Origin of the sequence: Streptomyces sp. SID3343, assembly GCF_009865215.1 — a bacterium.
In the GTDB taxonomy this organism is placed as follows: Bacteria; Actinomycetota; Actinomycetes; order Streptomycetales; family Streptomycetaceae; genus Embleya.
Genome location: NZ_WWJX01000440.1, coordinates 1 through 16,821, shown reverse-complemented (window position 1 = coordinate 16,821; position 16,821 = coordinate 1). Strand labels below are relative to the sequence as shown.

13 protein-coding genes and 1 pseudogene are annotated in these 16,821 nt (G+C 70.8%); 10 read left to right on the top strand and 4 right to left on the bottom strand.

The genetic code is table 11. The features are described 5' to 3' along the window. Nucleotides 1-374, bottom strand: a 374-nt coding sequence (locus tag GT354_RS14280) for an NAD-dependent epimerase/dehydratase family protein (RefSeq protein WP_161356683.1), incomplete at its 3' end; no start/stop codon positions are given. An 84-nt stretch (nucleotides 375-458) separates the two neighbouring features. Here GT354_RS14280 and GT354_RS14275 point away from each other — a divergent pair. After that, nucleotides 459-1,040, top strand: coding sequence for a TetR/AcrR family transcriptional regulator (locus tag GT354_RS14275; RefSeq protein ID WP_161356682.1), 582 nt, complete (start codon nucleotides 459-461; stop codon nucleotides 1,038-1,040). A gap of 216 nt (nucleotides 1,041-1,256) precedes the next feature. On the opposite strand, the gene GT354_RS14270 is transcribed toward GT354_RS14275, so the two are convergent. Beyond that, nucleotides 1,257-1,736 carry a hypothetical protein gene (locus GT354_RS14270; RefSeq protein ID WP_346012028.1) on the bottom strand — a complete coding sequence of 160 codons (480 nt, stop codon included), beginning with the start codon at nucleotides 1,734-1,736 and terminating at the stop codon, nucleotides 1,257-1,259. A gap of 132 nt (nucleotides 1,737-1,868) precedes the next feature. Here GT354_RS14270 and GT354_RS14265 point away from each other — a divergent pair, with 132 nt between their 5' ends. The 4 genes and pseudogenes from GT354_RS14265 to GT354_RS14250 form a co-directional block, all read left to right on the top strand. Beyond that, a complete protein-coding gene (locus GT354_RS14265) occupies nucleotides 1,869-3,431 on the top strand; it encodes a GMC family oxidoreductase N-terminal domain-containing protein (RefSeq protein ID WP_161356681.1) in 1,563 nt (520 codons plus the stop codon). Nucleotides 3,432-3,620: 189 nt separating this feature from the next. After that, on the top strand, nucleotides 3,621-5,048 hold the full coding sequence (locus GT354_RS14260; protein WP_237534837.1) for an aldehyde dehydrogenase family protein: 1,428 nt from the start codon (nucleotides 3,621-3,623) through the stop codon (nucleotides 5,046-5,048). Then, nucleotides 5,048-6,205 carry a M20 family metallopeptidase gene (locus GT354_RS14255; RefSeq protein ID WP_161356678.1) on the top strand — a complete coding sequence of 386 codons (1,158 nt, stop codon included), beginning with the start codon at nucleotides 5,048-5,050 and terminating at the stop codon, nucleotides 6,203-6,205. Before GT354_RS14260 ends, GT354_RS14255 begins: the two co-directional genes overlap by 1 nt. 256 nt (nucleotides 6,206-6,461) lie before the next feature. Beyond that, a pseudogene (locus tag GT354_RS14250) lies at nucleotides 6,462-7,997 on the top strand (M4 family metallopeptidase); the annotation flags it as partial. Between the two features lie 171 nt (nucleotides 7,998-8,168). On the opposite strand, the gene GT354_RS14245 reads toward GT354_RS14250, so the two are convergent. After that, the gene (locus GT354_RS14245; protein ID WP_161356676.1) at nucleotides 8,169-8,864 is read right to left on the bottom strand and encodes an NAD(P)-binding domain-containing protein; all 696 of its coding nucleotides are present in this window, start codon (nucleotides 8,862-8,864) and stop codon (nucleotides 8,169-8,171) included. Nucleotides 8,865-9,554: 690 nt separating this feature from the next. Here GT354_RS14245 and GT354_RS14240 point away from each other — a divergent pair. The 3 genes from GT354_RS14240 (at nucleotide 9,555) to GT354_RS14230 (ending at nucleotide 13,977) form a co-directional block, all read left to right on the top strand. Beyond that, the gene (locus GT354_RS14240) at nucleotides 9,555-11,273 is read left to right on the top strand and encodes a choice-of-anchor P family protein (protein WP_161356675.1); all 1,719 of its coding nucleotides are present in this window, start codon (nucleotides 9,555-9,557) and stop codon (nucleotides 11,271-11,273) included. Between the two features lie 404 nt (nucleotides 11,274-11,677). Beyond that, the gene (locus tag GT354_RS14235) at nucleotides 11,678-12,541 is read left to right on the top strand and encodes an SGNH/GDSL hydrolase family protein (RefSeq protein ID WP_161356674.1); all 864 of its coding nucleotides are present in this window, start codon (nucleotides 11,678-11,680) and stop codon (nucleotides 12,539-12,541) included. A gap of 104 nt (nucleotides 12,542-12,645) precedes the next feature. Further along, entirely contained in the window at nucleotides 12,646-13,977 is a 1,332-nt protein-coding gene (locus tag GT354_RS14230; RefSeq protein WP_161356673.1) for an acyltransferase, read from the top strand. Between the two features lie 33 nt (nucleotides 13,978-14,010). On the opposite strand, the gene GT354_RS14225 is transcribed toward GT354_RS14230, so the two are convergent. Beyond that, nucleotides 14,011-14,802: a polysaccharide deacetylase family protein gene (locus tag GT354_RS14225; RefSeq protein WP_202511885.1), complete on the bottom strand. Its 792-nt coding sequence runs from the start codon at nucleotides 14,800-14,802 to the stop codon at nucleotides 14,011-14,013. A gap of 365 nt (nucleotides 14,803-15,167) precedes the next feature. Between GT354_RS14225 and GT354_RS14220 the strand changes: the two genes are divergently transcribed. Continuing rightward, nucleotides 15,168-15,875, top strand: a complete 708-nt coding sequence (locus tag GT354_RS14220) for a response regulator transcription factor (protein ID WP_161356672.1) — start codon at nucleotides 15,168-15,170, stop codon at nucleotides 15,873-15,875. 53 nt (nucleotides 15,876-15,928) lie between these two features. Then, nucleotides 15,929-16,821, top strand: an 893-nt coding sequence (locus GT354_RS14215; protein ID WP_237534835.1) for a HAMP domain-containing protein, incomplete at its 3' end; no start/stop codon positions are given.

Sequence of the window (16,821 nt, the reverse complement as noted above, 5' to 3'; positions counted from 1 at the left end):
TCCTCGGTCGACGCGCGTCCGGGTACGTTGGGCGTACCCGACGCGGTGACCAGCGGCCGGTCCGTACCGAGCAGGGCGTCGCCGAGCGTCGCGAGCGCGGCTGCCTCCTCGGTGACGGCTCGCGCGAGCGCCTCGGGTGAACCGAAGTCGTTGCGGAACGCGAGGTGGACGACGCCGTCGGCCTGCTCCGCGCCGGTGCGCAGCACGTCGAGGTCGGCGAGCCCGCCGCGGATCACCTGGGCCCCGGCGGATTCGGCGTTCGCCGCGGAGGCGTCGGAACGGGCGAGGGCGGTGACCGAGTGGCCTGCGGCGAGCAGTTCGGCGACGACGGCCGAGCCGATCAGGCCCGTTCCACCGGTGATGAAGACACGCATGGCGAGCTCCCGGGAAGTGATGCGACTGATGTCCCATCACGGTACACCTGATGCGACACATGTCGCATCAGTTAGACTGCTCATATGCCCAGATGGAAGCCCGATGCCCGCCAACGCCTGGTCGTGGCGGCGCTGGGCCTGTTCGCCGAGCAGGGCTTCGACGACACGACGGTCGCCCAGATCGCCGAACGCGCGGGGCTCACCCGGAGCACCTTCTTTCGCCACTTCGCCGACAAGCGGGAGATCCTCACCGCAGGGCAGAAGGCCCTCAGTCGCCTGCTGGCCGAGGGCATCGACGCGGCCCCTGCGGACGCGACGCCGATGGCTGCCGTCGCGGCCGGCCTGGAGCGCGCCTCGGGTGAGATGACGGCGTTCAACCGCGAGCTGGGACCCCTGCTGCACGCGGCGATCGAGGCGAACCAGGAACTGCGGGAGCGCGACGCGCTGAAGAGCATGGGCATGGCCGCGGCGATGGTCGACGCGTTGGGCCGACGGGGCGTCGTGGGACCCGTCGCGCAGGTGGCCGCCGAACTGGGCGTGCTCGCGTTCAGGCTTGGATTCGGCGTGTGGGCCGACCCCGCTCGCGACGAGGACGCCGGCGAACTGGCGGCCCACACGCGAGCCGCGCTCGACGAACTGCGCGCCGCAGTCGCTGAGTTGCGCTAGCCGAAAGAACTCCGCGCAACTCGTCGCGGCCCGGCCGCATCGCCCGCTGCCGGGCCCGTCCGGGCCGAAGCCCGGCCCCGACGACACTGGTGGCTGGTGTCGGGTGGTCCATCGTCCGATGTCCCCGCTGCCGGCGATGTGTCCGGACGCCGGCCTCTCGAGGATCGCGCCCCTCCGACGCGTTCGAGGCAGCGCCGCACGGCCGGGGATTTCGCGCTAAGGGGCCGACAGCTCGGTGAATTCGGCCAGCAGTCCTTCGAGGCGCCGGACCATGAATCCGTAGTAGTCGCCCATGTGCCGCACCCGGTCCTGCTGTTCGGCCGGAAGGTCTTGCGCATGGGCCTGTGCCCGCTCGGCCAGAGCACGCAGCCGGACGTTTTGTTCGAGCTGGTGCACCAGGCAGCCGATCCAGGCGTCGCTGCGCCAGCGGTAGAGGAACTGGCGCGACCCGGCCGGCTTGTAGCGCTGCACCGTGCCGTTGGTGATCAGCAGGCGCGTGATTTCCGATACCGAGCCCTTGCTCGCCCCGAGGGTCGACATGAGCTGCGTCATCGTCAAAGGCGACTCGCTCAGCATCAGGACCCCGGCGGCGCGGCCGGCCATGGGCGGCCAGCCCATCGCCTGGCCCACCTGTAGACCGAAGTCTTCGATCAGGCCGGTCGCTTCGCCGGGTTCGGAGCCGCTCGTTTCCGACACCCGGACCTCCAAAAGGTCAAAGAAAAATGAACATTCACTCTTGACTGAACTTTTCGCACCATGCAGTCTACTTGCCACAGCTGCCCGAGTGTCACGCCGGGACATCGCTGATCCGACTATCGGAGGTGCCGGGTGTCCACTGCGGGCTGGGATTTGATCGTCGTGGGAGCAGGGTCGGCCGGAGCCGCGCTTGCCGCCCGTTCGGCACGGCAGGGCAGGAGCGTGCTGTTGCTGGAGGCCGGGCCGGACTACCGGTCGGCGCAGATGGCCGAGGTGTGGCGGTCGCCGAACCCGGGTCGGGCGCTGTCCGACCCGGCCGCCGCGCAGACGTTGGTGTGGGCGGACGTGAACGCCGCACGGACCGAGAGGCAGCCCCAGGCGCCGTACTGGCGCGGCCTCGGCGTCGGGGGAAGCTCCTCGGTCAACGGGCAGATCGCGATCCGGCCGCCGATGGCGGACTTCGACGACTGGGCCGCCGCCGGGTGCGTCGGCTGGTCGCGCCGCGACGTACTGCCGTACTTCGCGAAGCTGGAGGACGACGAGCAGTTCGGGGACGCGTCCTACCACGGGCGCGGCGGCCCCACTCCGATCTTTCGCATGCCGAAGGAGCGGTGGGGCGGGGTGGACGCCGCGCTGTCCGAGGCGGCGTCCGCGGCGGGCCACGCGTGGGCGCCGGACGTCAACGCCCCCGACACGACCGGGGTTTCGCCCTACCCGATCAACTCGCGCGAGGGTCGGCGGGTGTCGGTCAACGACGCCTACCTGGAGCCCGCCCGGGGCCTGTCGACTCTGACCATCCGCGGCGGGGCCCTGGTCGACAAGGTGGTGTTCTCGGGAGGCCGCGCGGTGGGCGTGCGGATGCTGGTCGACGGCGCCGCCGTCACCGAGTACGCGGACGAGGTGATCCTGAGCGCGGGAGTGATCCATTCCCCGGCGATCCTGATGCGCTCCGGCATCGGACCGGGAGAGCACCTTCGCGAGGTGGGCGTCGAGGTGCGGGCGGATCTCCCGGTGGGCCGCGGCATGCAGGACCACCCGATGATCGTCCTGGGACTGCCACTCACACCGGAAGCGGCGATCAAGAGCCCCGACGACCGACACACCAACGTTTGCGTCCGCTACACCAGCGCTCCCGGCGCGCACGTCAACGACATGATGCTCGTCTCGCTCAATCAGAACGTGCTGGCCATGGCCGCCGCCGACACCGACCTGCCCGCGGGTGGCGTGGGCGTGTGGCTCAATCAGACGTTCTCGCGCGGCCGGCTGGAACTGGTGTCCGCCGACCCCGCCCGACAGCCCGAGGTCCACGAACGGATGCTCTCCGACGGCCGCGACCTGTCCCGGCTGCGCGACGGTGTGCGTGCGCTGGCCGAACTCGCGCGCGGCCCCCGGATCGCCGCCGTCGTCCGCGACGACGTCGCGTCGTACAACCCCGCCCTGTTCGCCGCGCTGGACGACGACGCGGCCCTGGACGACCACCTCCTGGCCACGGCGGTCGACGCCCAGCACGGCACGAGCACCTGCCGGATGGGCGCGCCCGCAGACGAGACGACGGTGGTCGACCCCTCCTGCCGCGTACTGGGTGTCGACCGGCTGCGGGTCGTCGACGCCTCCGTGCTCCCCTCCGTCCCCAGGGCCAACACCAACCTGACGGCGATCATGATCGGCGAGCTCATGGCGGACCGCCTCGGCTGACCACACGACAGGCGATCCGCACGACACGCAATCCGGACCACCGCGTTCGCTCCTGCGGACCCTCGACGGCCGACCTCGGGAGCGAACGAGTCGGCCGCGGCTCGCCGGCATCGAATGCCGAAGCCAACCCACCACGTGCTCCCACCGTTTCCTCCCACAGCTCCCTCCCTACGCGCGAAGGAACCCGCCTTGACGAAAACCTTGCAGAACCTGATCGCAGGGGTGTGGCAGGACTCGCGTAGCGGGACCCGCCACGACCTGGTCGACCCGGCCACCGAGGAGGTCATCGCACAGTGGCCCGGCGGATCGGCCGAGGACGTACGTCACGCCGTCGACGCCGCGGCCACCGCGCAGCCCGCGTGGGCCGCGCTACCGCAGGCCGAACGGGTCGACCTGCTGGAGCGCTGGGCCGACACGGTCGCCGAACACGCCGCCGAACTCGCCGACATCGAGTGCCGCGAGATGGGCAAGCCGGTCGGTCCGGGACGAATGTTCCTCGCCGGCGCGGCCCAAGGGCTCAAGGCGGTCGCAGCCCAGGCCCGCTCCTACCGGTACGAGGAGATCGTCGCCGGCCCCGCGGGAAGCAGTACGAAGATCGTGCGGCGCCCACTCGGCGTCGCCGCCGTGCTCACACCGTGGAACTTCCCCGTGCCCATGGTGCTGGGCGCCATCGGGCCGCTGTTGGCCGCGGGCAACACGGTGGTGGTCAAACCGTCCGAGCGTGCGCCACTGTCCGTGGTACGGCTGTTCGAACTGTTGGACCCGCCCCCGGGCGTGCTGAACCTGGTTCTGGGAGACGCCCGAGCCGGGGTGCCGCTGGTCGAAAGCGACGACGTCCACCTGGTGCACTTCACCGGATCGGTCGCCGCCGGGCGATCGGTGGGAGCCGCGGCCGGTGCGCGGCTGCACCGCTCGATCCTCGAACTCGGCGGCAAGGACCCGGTCGTGATCGACGCAGGGGTGGACCCGGTTCGGACCGCGGCCGCCGTCGCCTTCGGCGCGTTCGTCAACTCGGGCCAGATCTGCACCTCCATGGAACGGATCTACGTCCACCGCGACATCGCCGAGCCGTTCGTCGAGGCGTTGGTGGCAGCGGCGGCCGGGCACACCCTCGGCGACGGCCGCGACGAACGGACCGTGCTGGGGCCCTTGGCCGACGCGCGCCAACGCGACATCGTCCACCGGCACGTCACCGACGCGGTCGAACGTGGGGCCCGGGTCCTCGTCGGCGGGACCGTTCCGGAGGGCAAGGGGTTCTTCTATCCCGCGACGGTGCTCACCGACGTGGACGAAAGCATGCTCGTGATGACCGAAGAGACCTTCGGGCCGCTCGCGCCGGTCGTCGTGGTGGACTCCTTCGAAGAGGGCCTCGCGCTCGCTTCCCGTTCCCGGTTCGGACTGGCCGCCACCGTCTACACCGACGACCCCGCGCACATGGCCGCCGCCGAACGCCTGCCCGCCGGTGTGGTGTGGGTCAACCAATGGCAGGGCGGCGGGCCGGAGCGCTTGTACGAGCCGGCCGGAGACAGCGGCATGGGCGCCACGGGCTCCTCCGCCGCCTTCGACGCCGCCACCCGTCCGGTGTCCGTACACATCACCACCATCGGGAGCGAGTGATGGAATTCGCCACCGCGGCAAAGGAGATCGTCGCCCGCCGCATCAAGGACCACGGCGAGCAACTGGTCGCCCTCTCGCACCGCATCCACGCCCACCCCGAATTGGGCTTCGAGGAGACCCTGGCCGCCGGTTGGGTCGCCGACGCCCTCGACGCGGCCGGCTATGCGGTGCGCCTCGGCGCCTACGACCTGCCCACCGCCGTACACGCCACCATCGGCACCGGCCCCGTGCACGTCGGCATCTGCGCGGAGTACGACGCCCTGCCCGACATCGGCCACGCCTGCGGGCACAACATCATCGCCGCCGCCGCGGTCGGCGCCGCCACCGGCCTCGCCGCCGTGGCGGACGACCTCGGGCTGACCGTCACCGTACTGGGCACACCCGCCGAGGAGGGCGGCGGCGGCAAGATCCTCATGCTGGAACGCGGCGCGTTCGACGGCCTGGACGCCGCCATGATGGTCCACCCCGCGGCAACCGAGACGGCGGCCATGCCCGGCCTGGCCACCTCCCAGTTCGAGGTCGCGTATCGCGGCAAGCCCGCCCACGCCGGCGCGTGGCCCGAGAACGGCATCAACGCCGCCGACGCGATGACGATCGCGCAGGTCGCCATCGGCCTGCTGCGCCAACAGACCCGCGGCGACGACCGGGTACACGGCATCGTCACCCAGGCGGGGAGCGCCCCCAACGTCATCCCGGACCACGCCCACGGCCGATGGATCGTCCGCTCCGCCACCATGGAGGCCCTGGCCGAGCTCGTCCCACGCATCCACCGCTGCTTCGAGGCCGGCGCCCTGGCCACCGACAGCGCCCTCACCATCGAACCCGCCGGCCCCGACTACGCCGATCTCAGGCCGGACGAAACCCTGCTGCGCCTCTACCGCGCCAACGCCGAGCGGCTCGGCCGCACTTTCCCGCCGCTTCCGCCCGGCGGCGGCGTCGGCGCCGCCACCGACATGGGCAACGTCTCCCACGTCGTACCGACCATCCACCCGATGCTGGGACTGGACTGCCCAGGCGCCGTCAACCACCAACCCGAGTTCGCCGCCGCGTGCATCACCCCCGCGGCCGACCGAGCGGTCCTGGACGGAGCGACCGCCATGGCCTGGACCACGATCGATGTCGCCGCCATGGCCTCCGTCCGCGAACGCAGACCCTGAACTCCGCCGTCGCGCGCGCGTCGAGGTGCCCCCGGTCGCGACAAGGCACTCCGGCGCCCGAGGAGAAACCATCACCGGGTGTTGACAGAATGTGCCGAGTCGGTCACATTCGTTGACCGTCGACTTGTGCCCGTGTGAGCGTTTCGTTCGCTCGGGCACGAACCCGGCGCACGCGATGGGTCGGTCCCGCTCACCCTGCGGAGCCGACGAGAGCCGGACTCGTGGTCGAGGTCTGTCCTTCTATCAAGGAGCCTCGATGAAACGCAGCACGGTGACGGCCGGGACGATCCTGGCCTTACTCGCCGGCCTCGTGGCCGGTACGTCCCAGTCGAACGCGGCCACCCCTCCGCCCGCGCCCGGCTTGGCGGCGGCGGTGTCCGCCGCCGACAAGGCCGCCGCGAGCGGCCTGGACGTCCTGGCCAAGGGCCCCGACGAGAGTTATGTGCGGCAGCAGGTGACCCCGTGGGTCGACGGCCTGTTCTCCGTCGCCTACGAGCGCACCTATCGCGGGCTGCCCGTGGTCGGCGGGAGCGCCGCGGTGCTGGCCGACGGCAACGGCACCGTCCGGGCCACCCAGTCGGCCACCGATCGGCCGATCAGCGTCCCCGTCAAGCCGACCTTCGGCAAGGGCGCGGCCGAGAACGTCTCGCGTACGCGACTCAAGGTCGTCGACAAGGTCGAGTCGCGACGCCTGGTCGTACGAGTCCAGGAGAGTTCCGCGAACCTGGCCTGGGAGACGGTGCTGATCGGCAGCACCGAGACCGCGCCCAGCCGGCTGCACGTCTTCGTCGACGCCCGCTCGGGGCAGCTGCTCGACTCCTACGACGACGTCAAGGGCGGCACCGGCACCAGCCAGTGGAACGGCCCCAATCCGCTGACGATCAACACCAGCGGCAGCGCCGGCAGCTACAAGATGATCGACACCACCCGGCCCGGCCTGTCCTGCGCCGACTACAGCGGCGGCGTCTTCACCAAGGCCACCGACACCTGGGGCAACGGCAACGCCACCAGCAAGGAGACCGGCTGCGTCGACGTCCTGTGGGCCGCGCAGAAGGAATGGAACATGCTCCGCGACTGGCTCGGTCGCAACGGTCACAACGGCACCGGCGGAAGCTGGCCGGTACGGGTCGGGCTCCCCGCGATCAACGCCTACTGGACCGGTTCGCAGGTCCAGATCGGCCACAACCAGAGCAACCAGTGGATCGGGTCCATGGACGTCGTGGGGCACGAATTCGGCCACGGCATAGACCAGTTCACCCCCGGCGGTGCCGGCACCGAGGCCGGCCTGGGTGAAGGCACCGGCGACATCTTCGGCGCGCTCACCGAGGCGTACACCAACGAGCCCTCGCCCTACGACCGCCCGGACTACCTGGTCGGCGAGACGGTCAACCTGGTCGGCAGCGGCCCGATCCGCAACATGTACAACCCCTCGCTGGTCGGCAACAACCCGAACTGCTACAGCGCTTCGATCCCGGGCACCGAGACCCACGCGGCGGCCGGGCCCCTGAACCACTGGTTCTACCTGCTCGCCGAGGGCACCAACCCCGGTGGCGGCAAGCCCAGCAGCCCGACCTGCAACAACACGCAACTCACGGGTACCGGAATCCAGACCGCGGGCAAGATCTTCTACGGCGGCATGCTGCTCAAGACCAGCGGCATGACCTACAAGAAGTACCGCACCGCGACCCTGAAGTCCGCCAAGGCGCTCGACTCCACCTGCGGCCTGTTCAACAAGACCAAGGCCGCCTGGAACGCGGTGAGCGTCCCGGCCCAGCCGGGTGACCCGACTTGCCCGTGATGCCGAACGCACCACGATAGGCGTCCGACGCTCGTCCTTCGACGAGGCCGCGGCTCCCGCCGCGGCCTCGTTCGCCGCGACCGGCGGCAAACGGCGAGTGCGCGGCCGAGCCCGCAGGGCCGGAGCCCCAGGGTGCCGAACGCCTCGTCCGTCGGGTGCGCACGCTCAAGCAGGGGCGTCGAACGTGCCCGGGCTGTCGGCGGAACCCTGCCATTCGGGAGCGCGGTCGGGATTCGCCTCGGCCAAGGCCCGGCGGACGCCGTCGGCGTCCTTGTCGGTGGTGTAGACGGGACTTCCGGGCTGCTGCCGCCAGGACTCGTCGAGCGTGCCCGCGTCGACGGCGTCGAAGCCGAGCGCGTCCACCAGGGCCAGCACGGTCGCCTTGGCCGACGGGTCGTCCCCGGCCACCGGCAGCGCGATCCGCCCGGGGCTGCCGGCCGGGCGACCGTCGTCCGCGAGGTGCTGTGCGTAGATGTTGTTGAACGCCTTGATCACCGGGCGGCCCAAGTGCCGCTCGGTCCACCGGCTTTCGGGCAGACCGTTCTCGATGTCCTCGATCCGGCCGTCGCGTTGGCGCGGATAGTAGTTGCCGGTGTCGACGACGATCAGCGCGTCGTCGGCTTGGCCGAACAGGTCCGCGGGCAGGTCGGGCACCCTGTTCAGGGGGATCGTCACCACCACGAGATCCGCGCCGCGCGCGGCCTCCTCGACGGTCACCGCGCGCGCCCCGGTCTCCGAGGCCAGATCCGCCAGCGTTTGGGGCCCGCGTGAATTGGCGACCGCAACGTCGTGGCCGAGGGCGGTGAGGCGCCGAGTGAGTGTGCCGCCGATGTTCCCGGCGCCGATGATGCCGATCCGCATGACTGTGCTCCCGCAGGTATCGGGTGACCGCCGACCATCGTGTCCTCGCACCCTGCGGCGAGGAGACCGGGCCACAACCAGTCAGATGCTAGCCAAGCCGGCGTCCACCGTCGGGACGCCACGCGCGGGAACGTCCGCGCGGCCACGAGCGGGAACGTCCGCGCCGCCACGAGCGGGAACGTCCGCGCCGCCACGAGCGGGGAACGTTCGCGCCGCCACGAGTGATCGAACCCGGCGGCTCGATCCGGTCGCGGGGGAGGCAGCGGGGCACCGCCGCATGGCGATCCCGGCCGTCGGTGGCTTCCGGGGGCGGCCGTCTGCCCGTTCGCCTCGGCCGTCGGCGAGTTCGCGAGCGCCGCAACGTGGAACGGTACGGATCGCCGCGGTTCGGGCGACGGGGGTGACGGCGCCGACGCGCGAGGGCGGTGGGGGACGGGGCGAGGGTGCGGTGCGGCTTTCGCGGTGGGGGGTGCGCGGTGGGTCCGCTGCGCGCACCGGCGCGCGTCGGTGTCACCTGTAAGGGTGGTTTGGCTGCCGGGAAGCGGTCGTCCGGCGTTGTGGGTGCTGTGCTGCTCAAGGCGATGTGCCGGACCGGTCGTGGTGCCCGCGAACGATCCGGCCTCGCCGTTCTCGGCCGCCCCGAAGGGCGGGCCGTGGGGTCGGACACCTTGCGACGTAAGGGGATTCGTCATGTCCACGATGAGAAGAAGGCTCACCGAACGCTTCGGCAGCGTCGGTATATCGATCGCGGTGGCCGTTGCGGGTCTGACCGCACCGTTCGCCGTCGGCAACGCGCAGGCCGCGCCCGGGACACCCGGTGTGCCGCAGGCGCCCGCGGCGATCTTCGCCGAAGGTTTCGAGAACGGCCAGGGTGCGACGCCGACCCTGCTCACGAACTACACCGGCGCTCCGCCGGTGGGCGAGACGTACACCGCCGACCCGGCCTGGTTGACCGCGTGCAACGGCTGGGTCACATCGCCGGCCGCGCCGACCACGCCTCCCGCCGGCAGCGGGTGCGTCCCCGGCGACTGGGCCCAGGTCAAGAACCTCGCGGGCGTACTCGGTCAGTGGTCGGGCGGTTCCTCGACCACCAACCACGCCGTGACGGCGTACACCGCGGGCAATCCGGGCGCCGGCAAGGTGCAGTTGGAGACGGCGACCCCGATCCCGTTGCCCGCGGGGCGGCGCTTCATCGCGTTCTCGGTCGACATCGCCGAAGTCAACTGCTTCGCCAACCACTCCAAGTTCAGCTTCTACCTGCTCGACGGCAACCAGGCAACGCCCGCGTTCACGCGCCCGATCGAGGCGTGCGTGGATGCCACGACGACGATCGGCGGGGCCCGGGTCGGCACCTTCACCAGCAACGGCGCCGTGCTGTTCGCCGGCAACCAGGCCGGCATCCGGCTGGTGAACGAGCAGCCGAGCGGCACCGGCAACGACGTGGCCTTCGACAACGTCAAACTCGTCGACGCGAGCCCGCAGGTCGACATCGGCTTCGCGCCGACGCCGGTCCTCACCGGTGGCACCTCGACCTTGACCTTCACCATCACGAACACGAACGAGCTGGGCGCCAAGCCCGGTTGGTCCTTCTCGGACGCGCTGCCGGCCGGACTCAAGGCGACCGGGGCCACCACGACGACGTGCGATGCCGGTTCGGTCGTCGCGCCGGCGGGTGGGGGCTCGGTCGATGTATCCGGCAACCTGACGGCGGGTCAGGAATCCTGCACGGCGCAGGTCCAGGTGACCTCGGCGGCGCGCGGGACGTACACGAACTGCGCGGCCGGCTTCACGAACGTGGTCGGGGTGAGCCTGCCCGGCTGCGCGAGCGTCGTGTTCGACACGATGCGGTTCGACGCGCACGCGTACGGGGCCGCACTGAAGTCGCCGCTCGCGAACATCGGCCCGATCGCCCCGTCCGACGTGACGTGCTCGAACGTCGCGGCGGTCGACACCGACAACGTCGCGACGGTGTCGCTGGGCGTCGTCGGCAACGCGGGCGTGGTCACCACCCGCGCGGAGGGCACGATCGACGTCAACGGCCTGCAGCGGGCGAACGCGCGTGCGCAGACGGCCGGGGTGAACCTGCTCGGCGGACTGGTCACGGCGGACGTCGTCGAAGCGGTCGCCACGGTGCAGGGTGACGCGAACGGCGGTGCCACGCCGACCGGTTCGGTCGAATTGGCGAACCTGCGGGTGGCCGGGGTGCCGGTGGTGAACCCGAACGTCAACGTGGATATCACGATCCCGCTGGTGGCGACGGTGCGCGTGAACGAGCGGGTGGTCGACCCGGGCGGTCGAGGGATCACGGTCAACGCGCTGCGGATCACGCTGTTGTCCGGCGTGAGCGTCGTGGTGTCGCATGCGCGGGTGGCGCTGACGCTGCCGGGAGCCACGTGCCCGACCGCGTGAGGTGAGAGGACGAACCTGGGCGCGGCGGCCGTTCGCGGTCGCCGCGTCCGTGCGCGTCGGCGTGGCCGTCGGCACTCGTGCCGGTACGCGAACCCCCGCCGCACGTTCGCTGCTTCGCAGACCGCCCAATCGACCTTCGAGCCGAACTTCCGGCAGTTCATCGGCCTCGGCCGCCCGGGTGTCGTGAGGACCGTCCCGCCCCCGCAGACCCGACCGCGGCAGCACTACCGTCGTCCGCGACAACGCGCGCTCGGCGTGGGCCCCGGGACGGGATCGCGACTTTCGGGTCTTTGCGCGCACCATCCGACGCGCGCGCTCGTGGCGGATGACTGTTCCTCTCCCAGCCTGTGACGAAACGATGACCGCCCCTCTGAACAGGGATTTCAGCGGCTCTACTGGACGACATGAACAGCCAGACCAACCCTGCCACCCGCCGTCGGCGAACCGTTCGGCTCACCGCGGGAATCGCCCTCGCCACCGCGACTGGGGTCTTCGGGCTCACCGCCTGTGACGACTCGGACCACAAGAGCCAGGCCACCGGCGGCCGTACCGATACGGCTTCCTCGGCCGGTGCCTCCGCCGAGGCCGGCGCCCGCCAGGGACCGTCCGGCGCCGGGAACAAGAGCGCGAAGCTCGCCAAGCTGCTGTGGATGGGTGACTCCATCGGTGCAGTCGAGGCACCCGCCCTCGAGGCGGCGATGAAGGCCGACGGCGTCGAGTTCGCGTCGATGGCAGCCGCCGGAGGCGGCGGTGTCATCGGCGAGCCGGCCGAACCCACGTGGGAACAACTGCCCAAGGAACTCGGCTCCTTCAAGCCGAACGTCGTCGTCTACCAGATCACGACCTACGACTGGGGCAACCCACAGGAACAACAGGCCGGTTACGAGCGACTGGTCAAGACGGTGACCGACGCGGGCGCCGAACTCGTCATCGTGTCCGCGCCGCCGTTCAAGATCGACGACTTCTACCAGCCGCACGAAGCCGAGATCAAGTCCGCCCCGAAGTCGGCCAGAGACGTGGCGGACAAGCATCCGGACAAGGTGCGCTTCCTCGACGCCGCGGCCCTGTGGGGCACCGACAGCACCGCTGCCAAGGCGCAACGGAGCAACGACGGCATCCACTCCTGCCAACAGGGGGCGGCTGCGTTCGCCCACTGGTTGGGCAAGGAACTCGGCAAGCAGTACTCCTTCACACCGGCGGCGGTGGACCGCTGGGCCACCGGGTCGTGGACCGGCGACAAGGTGTACGCACGACTCGGCTGCAAGTAGCCGACCCCCAGCCGTGCGCTCGCCCCCGTATCCCGGGGCACAGTGATCGAGGGGCGGAACGGGCCCGGGCTCGTTCCGCCCCGCGTCTTTCGGAGACAAACCCCATGCCTGCGCAGACTTTCCCTCGGCGTACCCATCGGCGGGTTCCCACGCCGTCCGCGACGCCCGCGAACCCGCCCACCTCCACCAAACCGCACATCGCGCCGCTGGACGGCCTGCGCGGTGTGGCCGTCGCGGCGGTACTGCTCTTCCACGCCGGGCACTTCGGCGGCGGCTTCCTGGGCGTCGACCTGTTCTTCGTGCTGTCCGGCTTCCTGATCACCGGACTGCTGCTCAAGGAGACGGCGGCCGGCAACGGTCGCATCGACCTCATCGCGTTCTGGGCCCGGCGGGCCCGCCGCCTCCTGCCCGCGCTCGCCGTCACGGTGTCCGGCACCCTGCTGCTGGTGTGGGCCTTCGGTTCGCCCGCGCTGATTCGCAACGCGCTCGACGACGGCCCCTGGGTGGTGGCGAACCTCGCCAACTGGCACTTCATCGCGGACCGGATCGGCTACTGGAACTCCGCCGACACCCGGGTCTTCAGCCACCTGTGGAGCATCGCCGTCGAGGAGCAGTTCTACCTGTTCTGGCCACTGCTCCTGGTCCTGGTGGCCCGGGGCAGGAACGCGGGTCGAAACGTCGCCCTCGTCGCGGTGGCGGGGGCCCTTGCCGCACTGGCCCTGATGCTCGATCTCACCGACCCGGTCGACACCACCCGCGTGTACGAAGGCACCGACACGCGTGCCTTCTCCCTGCTCCTGGGCGCGCTGATGGCCACCGGGCCGGCCACTCGCGCGGTGACCGGGCTGGGTGAGCGCATGGCCGGGTGGATCTCTTTGGCTCTGGTGTGCGGCATCGGCGCGTACTGGGTCCTGGCCGACGGAGAGGACTCCCCTTCGTTGTTCCAGGGCGGAATGTTCCTCCACGCGCTGGCCGCCGCCCTCCTCGTCGCCTGCCTCACCCGGGCCCCGGGCAGCCCCGTCGGCCGTGTCCTGGGCGGCGCCGTATTGCGCTGGACCGGTCTGCTCTCGTACAGCCTCTACCTGTGGCACTGGCCGGTCTATCTGCTGCTGGACGAGGAACGCCTCGGCTTCTCGGGCTGGGGACGCACGGCCGTCGTCGTGGCCGTTTCCGTCGCCGCCGCCGTACTTTCCAAGCTCCTGGTGGAGGATCCGATCCGCTTTCGGGCCCGTTGGGCGCGTGGTCGAAGCGGGGCCGTTGCCCTGGTGGCCACGTTCGCCGCGATGGCGGCCCTGTGGGCGGTCGTCCCGGAGCCGCACACCGGGTCGGCCTCCGTCGACGTCACCCAACTCACGGCCGGACAGGGAGGGTTCAGTGACGGGCCGGTCGGTCCGTCCACCGTGTCGGGCTGTGGCGCATGCCCCGGGCCCGGGTGACGCGGCGGTCCGCGGCCGGTCGTCGAAGCCGGTTCACGCTTGCGGGAAGCTGTAGTGGTAGCCCTGTTCGTCGAACCAGGTCAGGAGCTTTTCGAGGGCCTGGAAGGACTGTTCGCGGTCGCCGCCGCCGTCGTGCATCAACACGGTGGGGCCCTTGGCCAGTTGCTCTTGGACGCGGGTGACGATGGTGTCGACGCCGGGGCGTTGGTAGTCGCTGGGGTCGACGTTCCAACCGAGCGGGCGCATACCGTGGTCGGCGGCGACCTGACGGCTTTCCGGGGTGAACGCGCCGCCGGGTGCGCGGTAGTACCAGATCCGTCGGCCTCCCGACGCCTGGTCGATCATGTCCTTGGCGTCGAGGATCTCCTGCGTCTGGTAATCGACCGGTTTCTTGTCCATGGCGGTGTCGTGGTGCACCGAATGGTCGCACAGGCGGTGGCCCGCGTCGACGATTCGACCCAGTAGCTCCGGATTGGCCTTGGCGGCGGGCCCCAGGACGCAAAACACGGCCTTGGCCTTGTGCTTCTCGAGCAGATCGAGGAAGCGGGGGGTCCAGACGGGGTTCGGACCGTCGTCGAGAGTGAGGTTGACCGTCTTGCCGCCGTCCTCCGAGTGCCGGGTGATCGACGGATCGACCTTGCCGCTCTCCGCCGCCGGACGCCGGATGGCCGACGGTTCGACGCCGGCGGCGCCCGGCACCGGGCGGGCCGCCTGGTGGGTGACGCCCACGGGTCGATCCACCGGAGCGTGCGAGGCGCCACCACAACTCGCCAGGGCCGCCGCGGTCACGGCGAGGGCAATTGCCGCGCTTGCCCCTCTCGCCATGTCGCCGCGACGTATTCCAGCAATCGTCATAGGTATTCCTGTCTCGATATCCCGCGTCTTCGTTCGGCTGCTCGCCGAGCCAAACACGTTCGGGTATCGAAACCGGAGGCTGTCATCGTCTCGTCACATATCGCGCACGAAGCCGTCATCCCGGGACCATACGGTGGTCAACGAGGCCCTGAGCTGTGCAAGCAGGCATCAACACGCCCGCCCGATGCCGGGGAACGGATCGGCCCGGCGAACTCCGTCGTAAAGTCGACTGGCGCCGACCGGCCGCCGTCCCGCCTCACCGAAACGTTTTCGAACGGCCCGGACGCAGTTTCACACAATCCGCCGTGACGACTCAGCAAGGAATTGTCACCACCATGCCACGCGTATTGCTTATCGAAGACGACCCGGCGATCCAAAGAGGCGTCGGTATCGCGCTGCGGCGGCGCGGCCACGACGTCGCCGTCGCGTCCACCGGGGAATCCGGGCTCGCCACCCTGGAGGACTTCCGCCCCGACCTCGTTCTGCTGGACCTGATGCTCCCGGGCATCAACGGCCTGGAGGTGTGCCGCCGGATCCGGGAGCGACACCAACTGCCGATCATCATCCTCACCGCTCGCGGCGACGACATCGACGTCGTGGTCGGCCTGGAGGCCGGCGCGGACGACTACGTCGTCAAGCCGGCCGGCGGCGAGGTCCTGGGCGCCCGCATCAAGGCCGCCCTGCGCCGCGCAGTTCCGGCCGACACCGAAGGCCGCGCCGCCGAGAATGCGACGGCGCCCCGGGTCGACCGGTACGGCGAACTGACAATCGATCGGGCCGCGCTCATCGTGTCCAAGAACGGAACCGAACTCACGCTCGCGCCCTCCGAACTCAAACTGCTGCTGTACCTGTCCGCGTCCGCCGGGCGCGTGTACAGCCGCGACATCCTCCTCGAACGCGTCTGGGAGCACAGCTTCGCCGGGGACGCCCGATTGGTCGACGCGTGCGTGCTGCGGCTGCGCGGGAAGGTCGAGGACGATCCCCGCCACCCCCGCTACGTACAGACCGTTCGCGGCTTCGGGTACCGATTCGGCCCGCTGTGACCGCGTCCGCCGCGCGTTCCGCGCCCCGGGCACCGGGACGGCTCGGACACCGATTGTCGCTGCGTGGTCTTCGCCCCCGACTGATCGTCACCTTTTTGCTGGTCGCCGCGTTCAGCGCCCTGATCACCTCCGCCCTGACGTTCGACAAAGCCCGCGACGCCATCCTCGACCGCACCCAAAGCGCCGCGACCGACGAACTGCGCGCCCAACTCGACTCGCGCGCGCCCGACCTGCCGTACCCGCCCAGCACCGAGAACCTGCTGGAGTTGACCGTCCTGCTCGACCGCGCGGGCACCCCTCGCGACTGGCGCACCCACATCTCGTACCAGGACGGCCCGCTCATTCCCGCCCCACCGCCCGGCGAGCCCGGCGCGGTCACCACAGCGCTGCGATCCGCGGTGCTGCGCGAGAACGGCGCGGTGGCCCAACGGGTGTCCCGGGCCGATGGCCCGTGGTTGGTGATCGGGATGCCGATCCTGCACGCGGGGCAGGGCGCGATCCCCACCCGGATCGTGGTCTACGCCGAAATGTCCCTGCGCGGTGAGCAGGCCGACATCCACGCTCTCGTCACCGCGGCCCGCTACGGCGCGATCCCCGCCGTCGGACTCGCCCTCGTCCCGGCCCTCGTCGCCGCCGCGCACGTCCTGCGCCCGGTACGGAGGCTGCGCGTAGGGGCCCACCGCATCACCGAGGGGCTGCTCGACACCCGCATCCCCATCCGCGGCACCGACGAACTCGCCGCCCTGACCGCGACGTTCAACACCATGGCCGACACCATCGAACGCGACGCCACCGAACTGCGCCGCCTCGAAGCCGGTGCCCGCCGGTTCGCCGCCGACGTCTCCCACGAACTGCGAACCCCCCTCGCGGCGATGGTCGCGGTCACCGAGGTCCTCGACGAGGACACCACCCACCTGGACCCCGACACCGCCGAAGCACTGCGACT

What these genes read in the sequence shown, in the direction of transcription:
- GT354_RS14275 (WP_161356682.1), top strand. Translation starts at nt 459, where the DNA reads ATGCCCAGATGGAAGCCCGATGCCCGCCAACGCCTGGTCGTGGCGGCG.
- GT354_RS14255 (WP_161356678.1), top strand. Translation starts at nt 5,048, where the DNA reads ATGGAATTCGCCACCGCGGCAAAGGAGATCGTCGCCCGCCGCATCAAG.
- GT354_RS14245 (WP_161356676.1), bottom strand. Translation starts at nt 8,864, where the DNA reads ATGCGGATCGGCATCATCGGCGCCGGGAACATCGGCGGCACACTCACT.
- GT354_RS14240 (WP_161356675.1), top strand. Translation starts at nt 9,555, where the DNA reads ATGTCCACGATGAGAAGAAGGCTCACCGAACGCTTCGGCAGCGTCGGT.
- GT354_RS14235 (WP_161356674.1), top strand. Translation starts at nt 11,678, where the DNA reads ATGAACAGCCAGACCAACCCTGCCACCCGCCGTCGGCGAACCGTTCGG.
- GT354_RS14230 (WP_161356673.1), top strand. Translation starts at nt 12,646, where the DNA reads ATGCCTGCGCAGACTTTCCCTCGGCGTACCCATCGGCGGGTTCCCACG.
- GT354_RS14225 (WP_202511885.1), bottom strand. Translation starts at nt 14,802, where the DNA reads ATGGCGAGAGGGGCAAGCGCGGCAATTGCCCTCGCCGTGACCGCGGCG.
- GT354_RS14220 (WP_161356672.1), top strand. Translation starts at nt 15,168, where the DNA reads ATGCCACGCGTATTGCTTATCGAAGACGACCCGGCGATCCAAAGAGGC.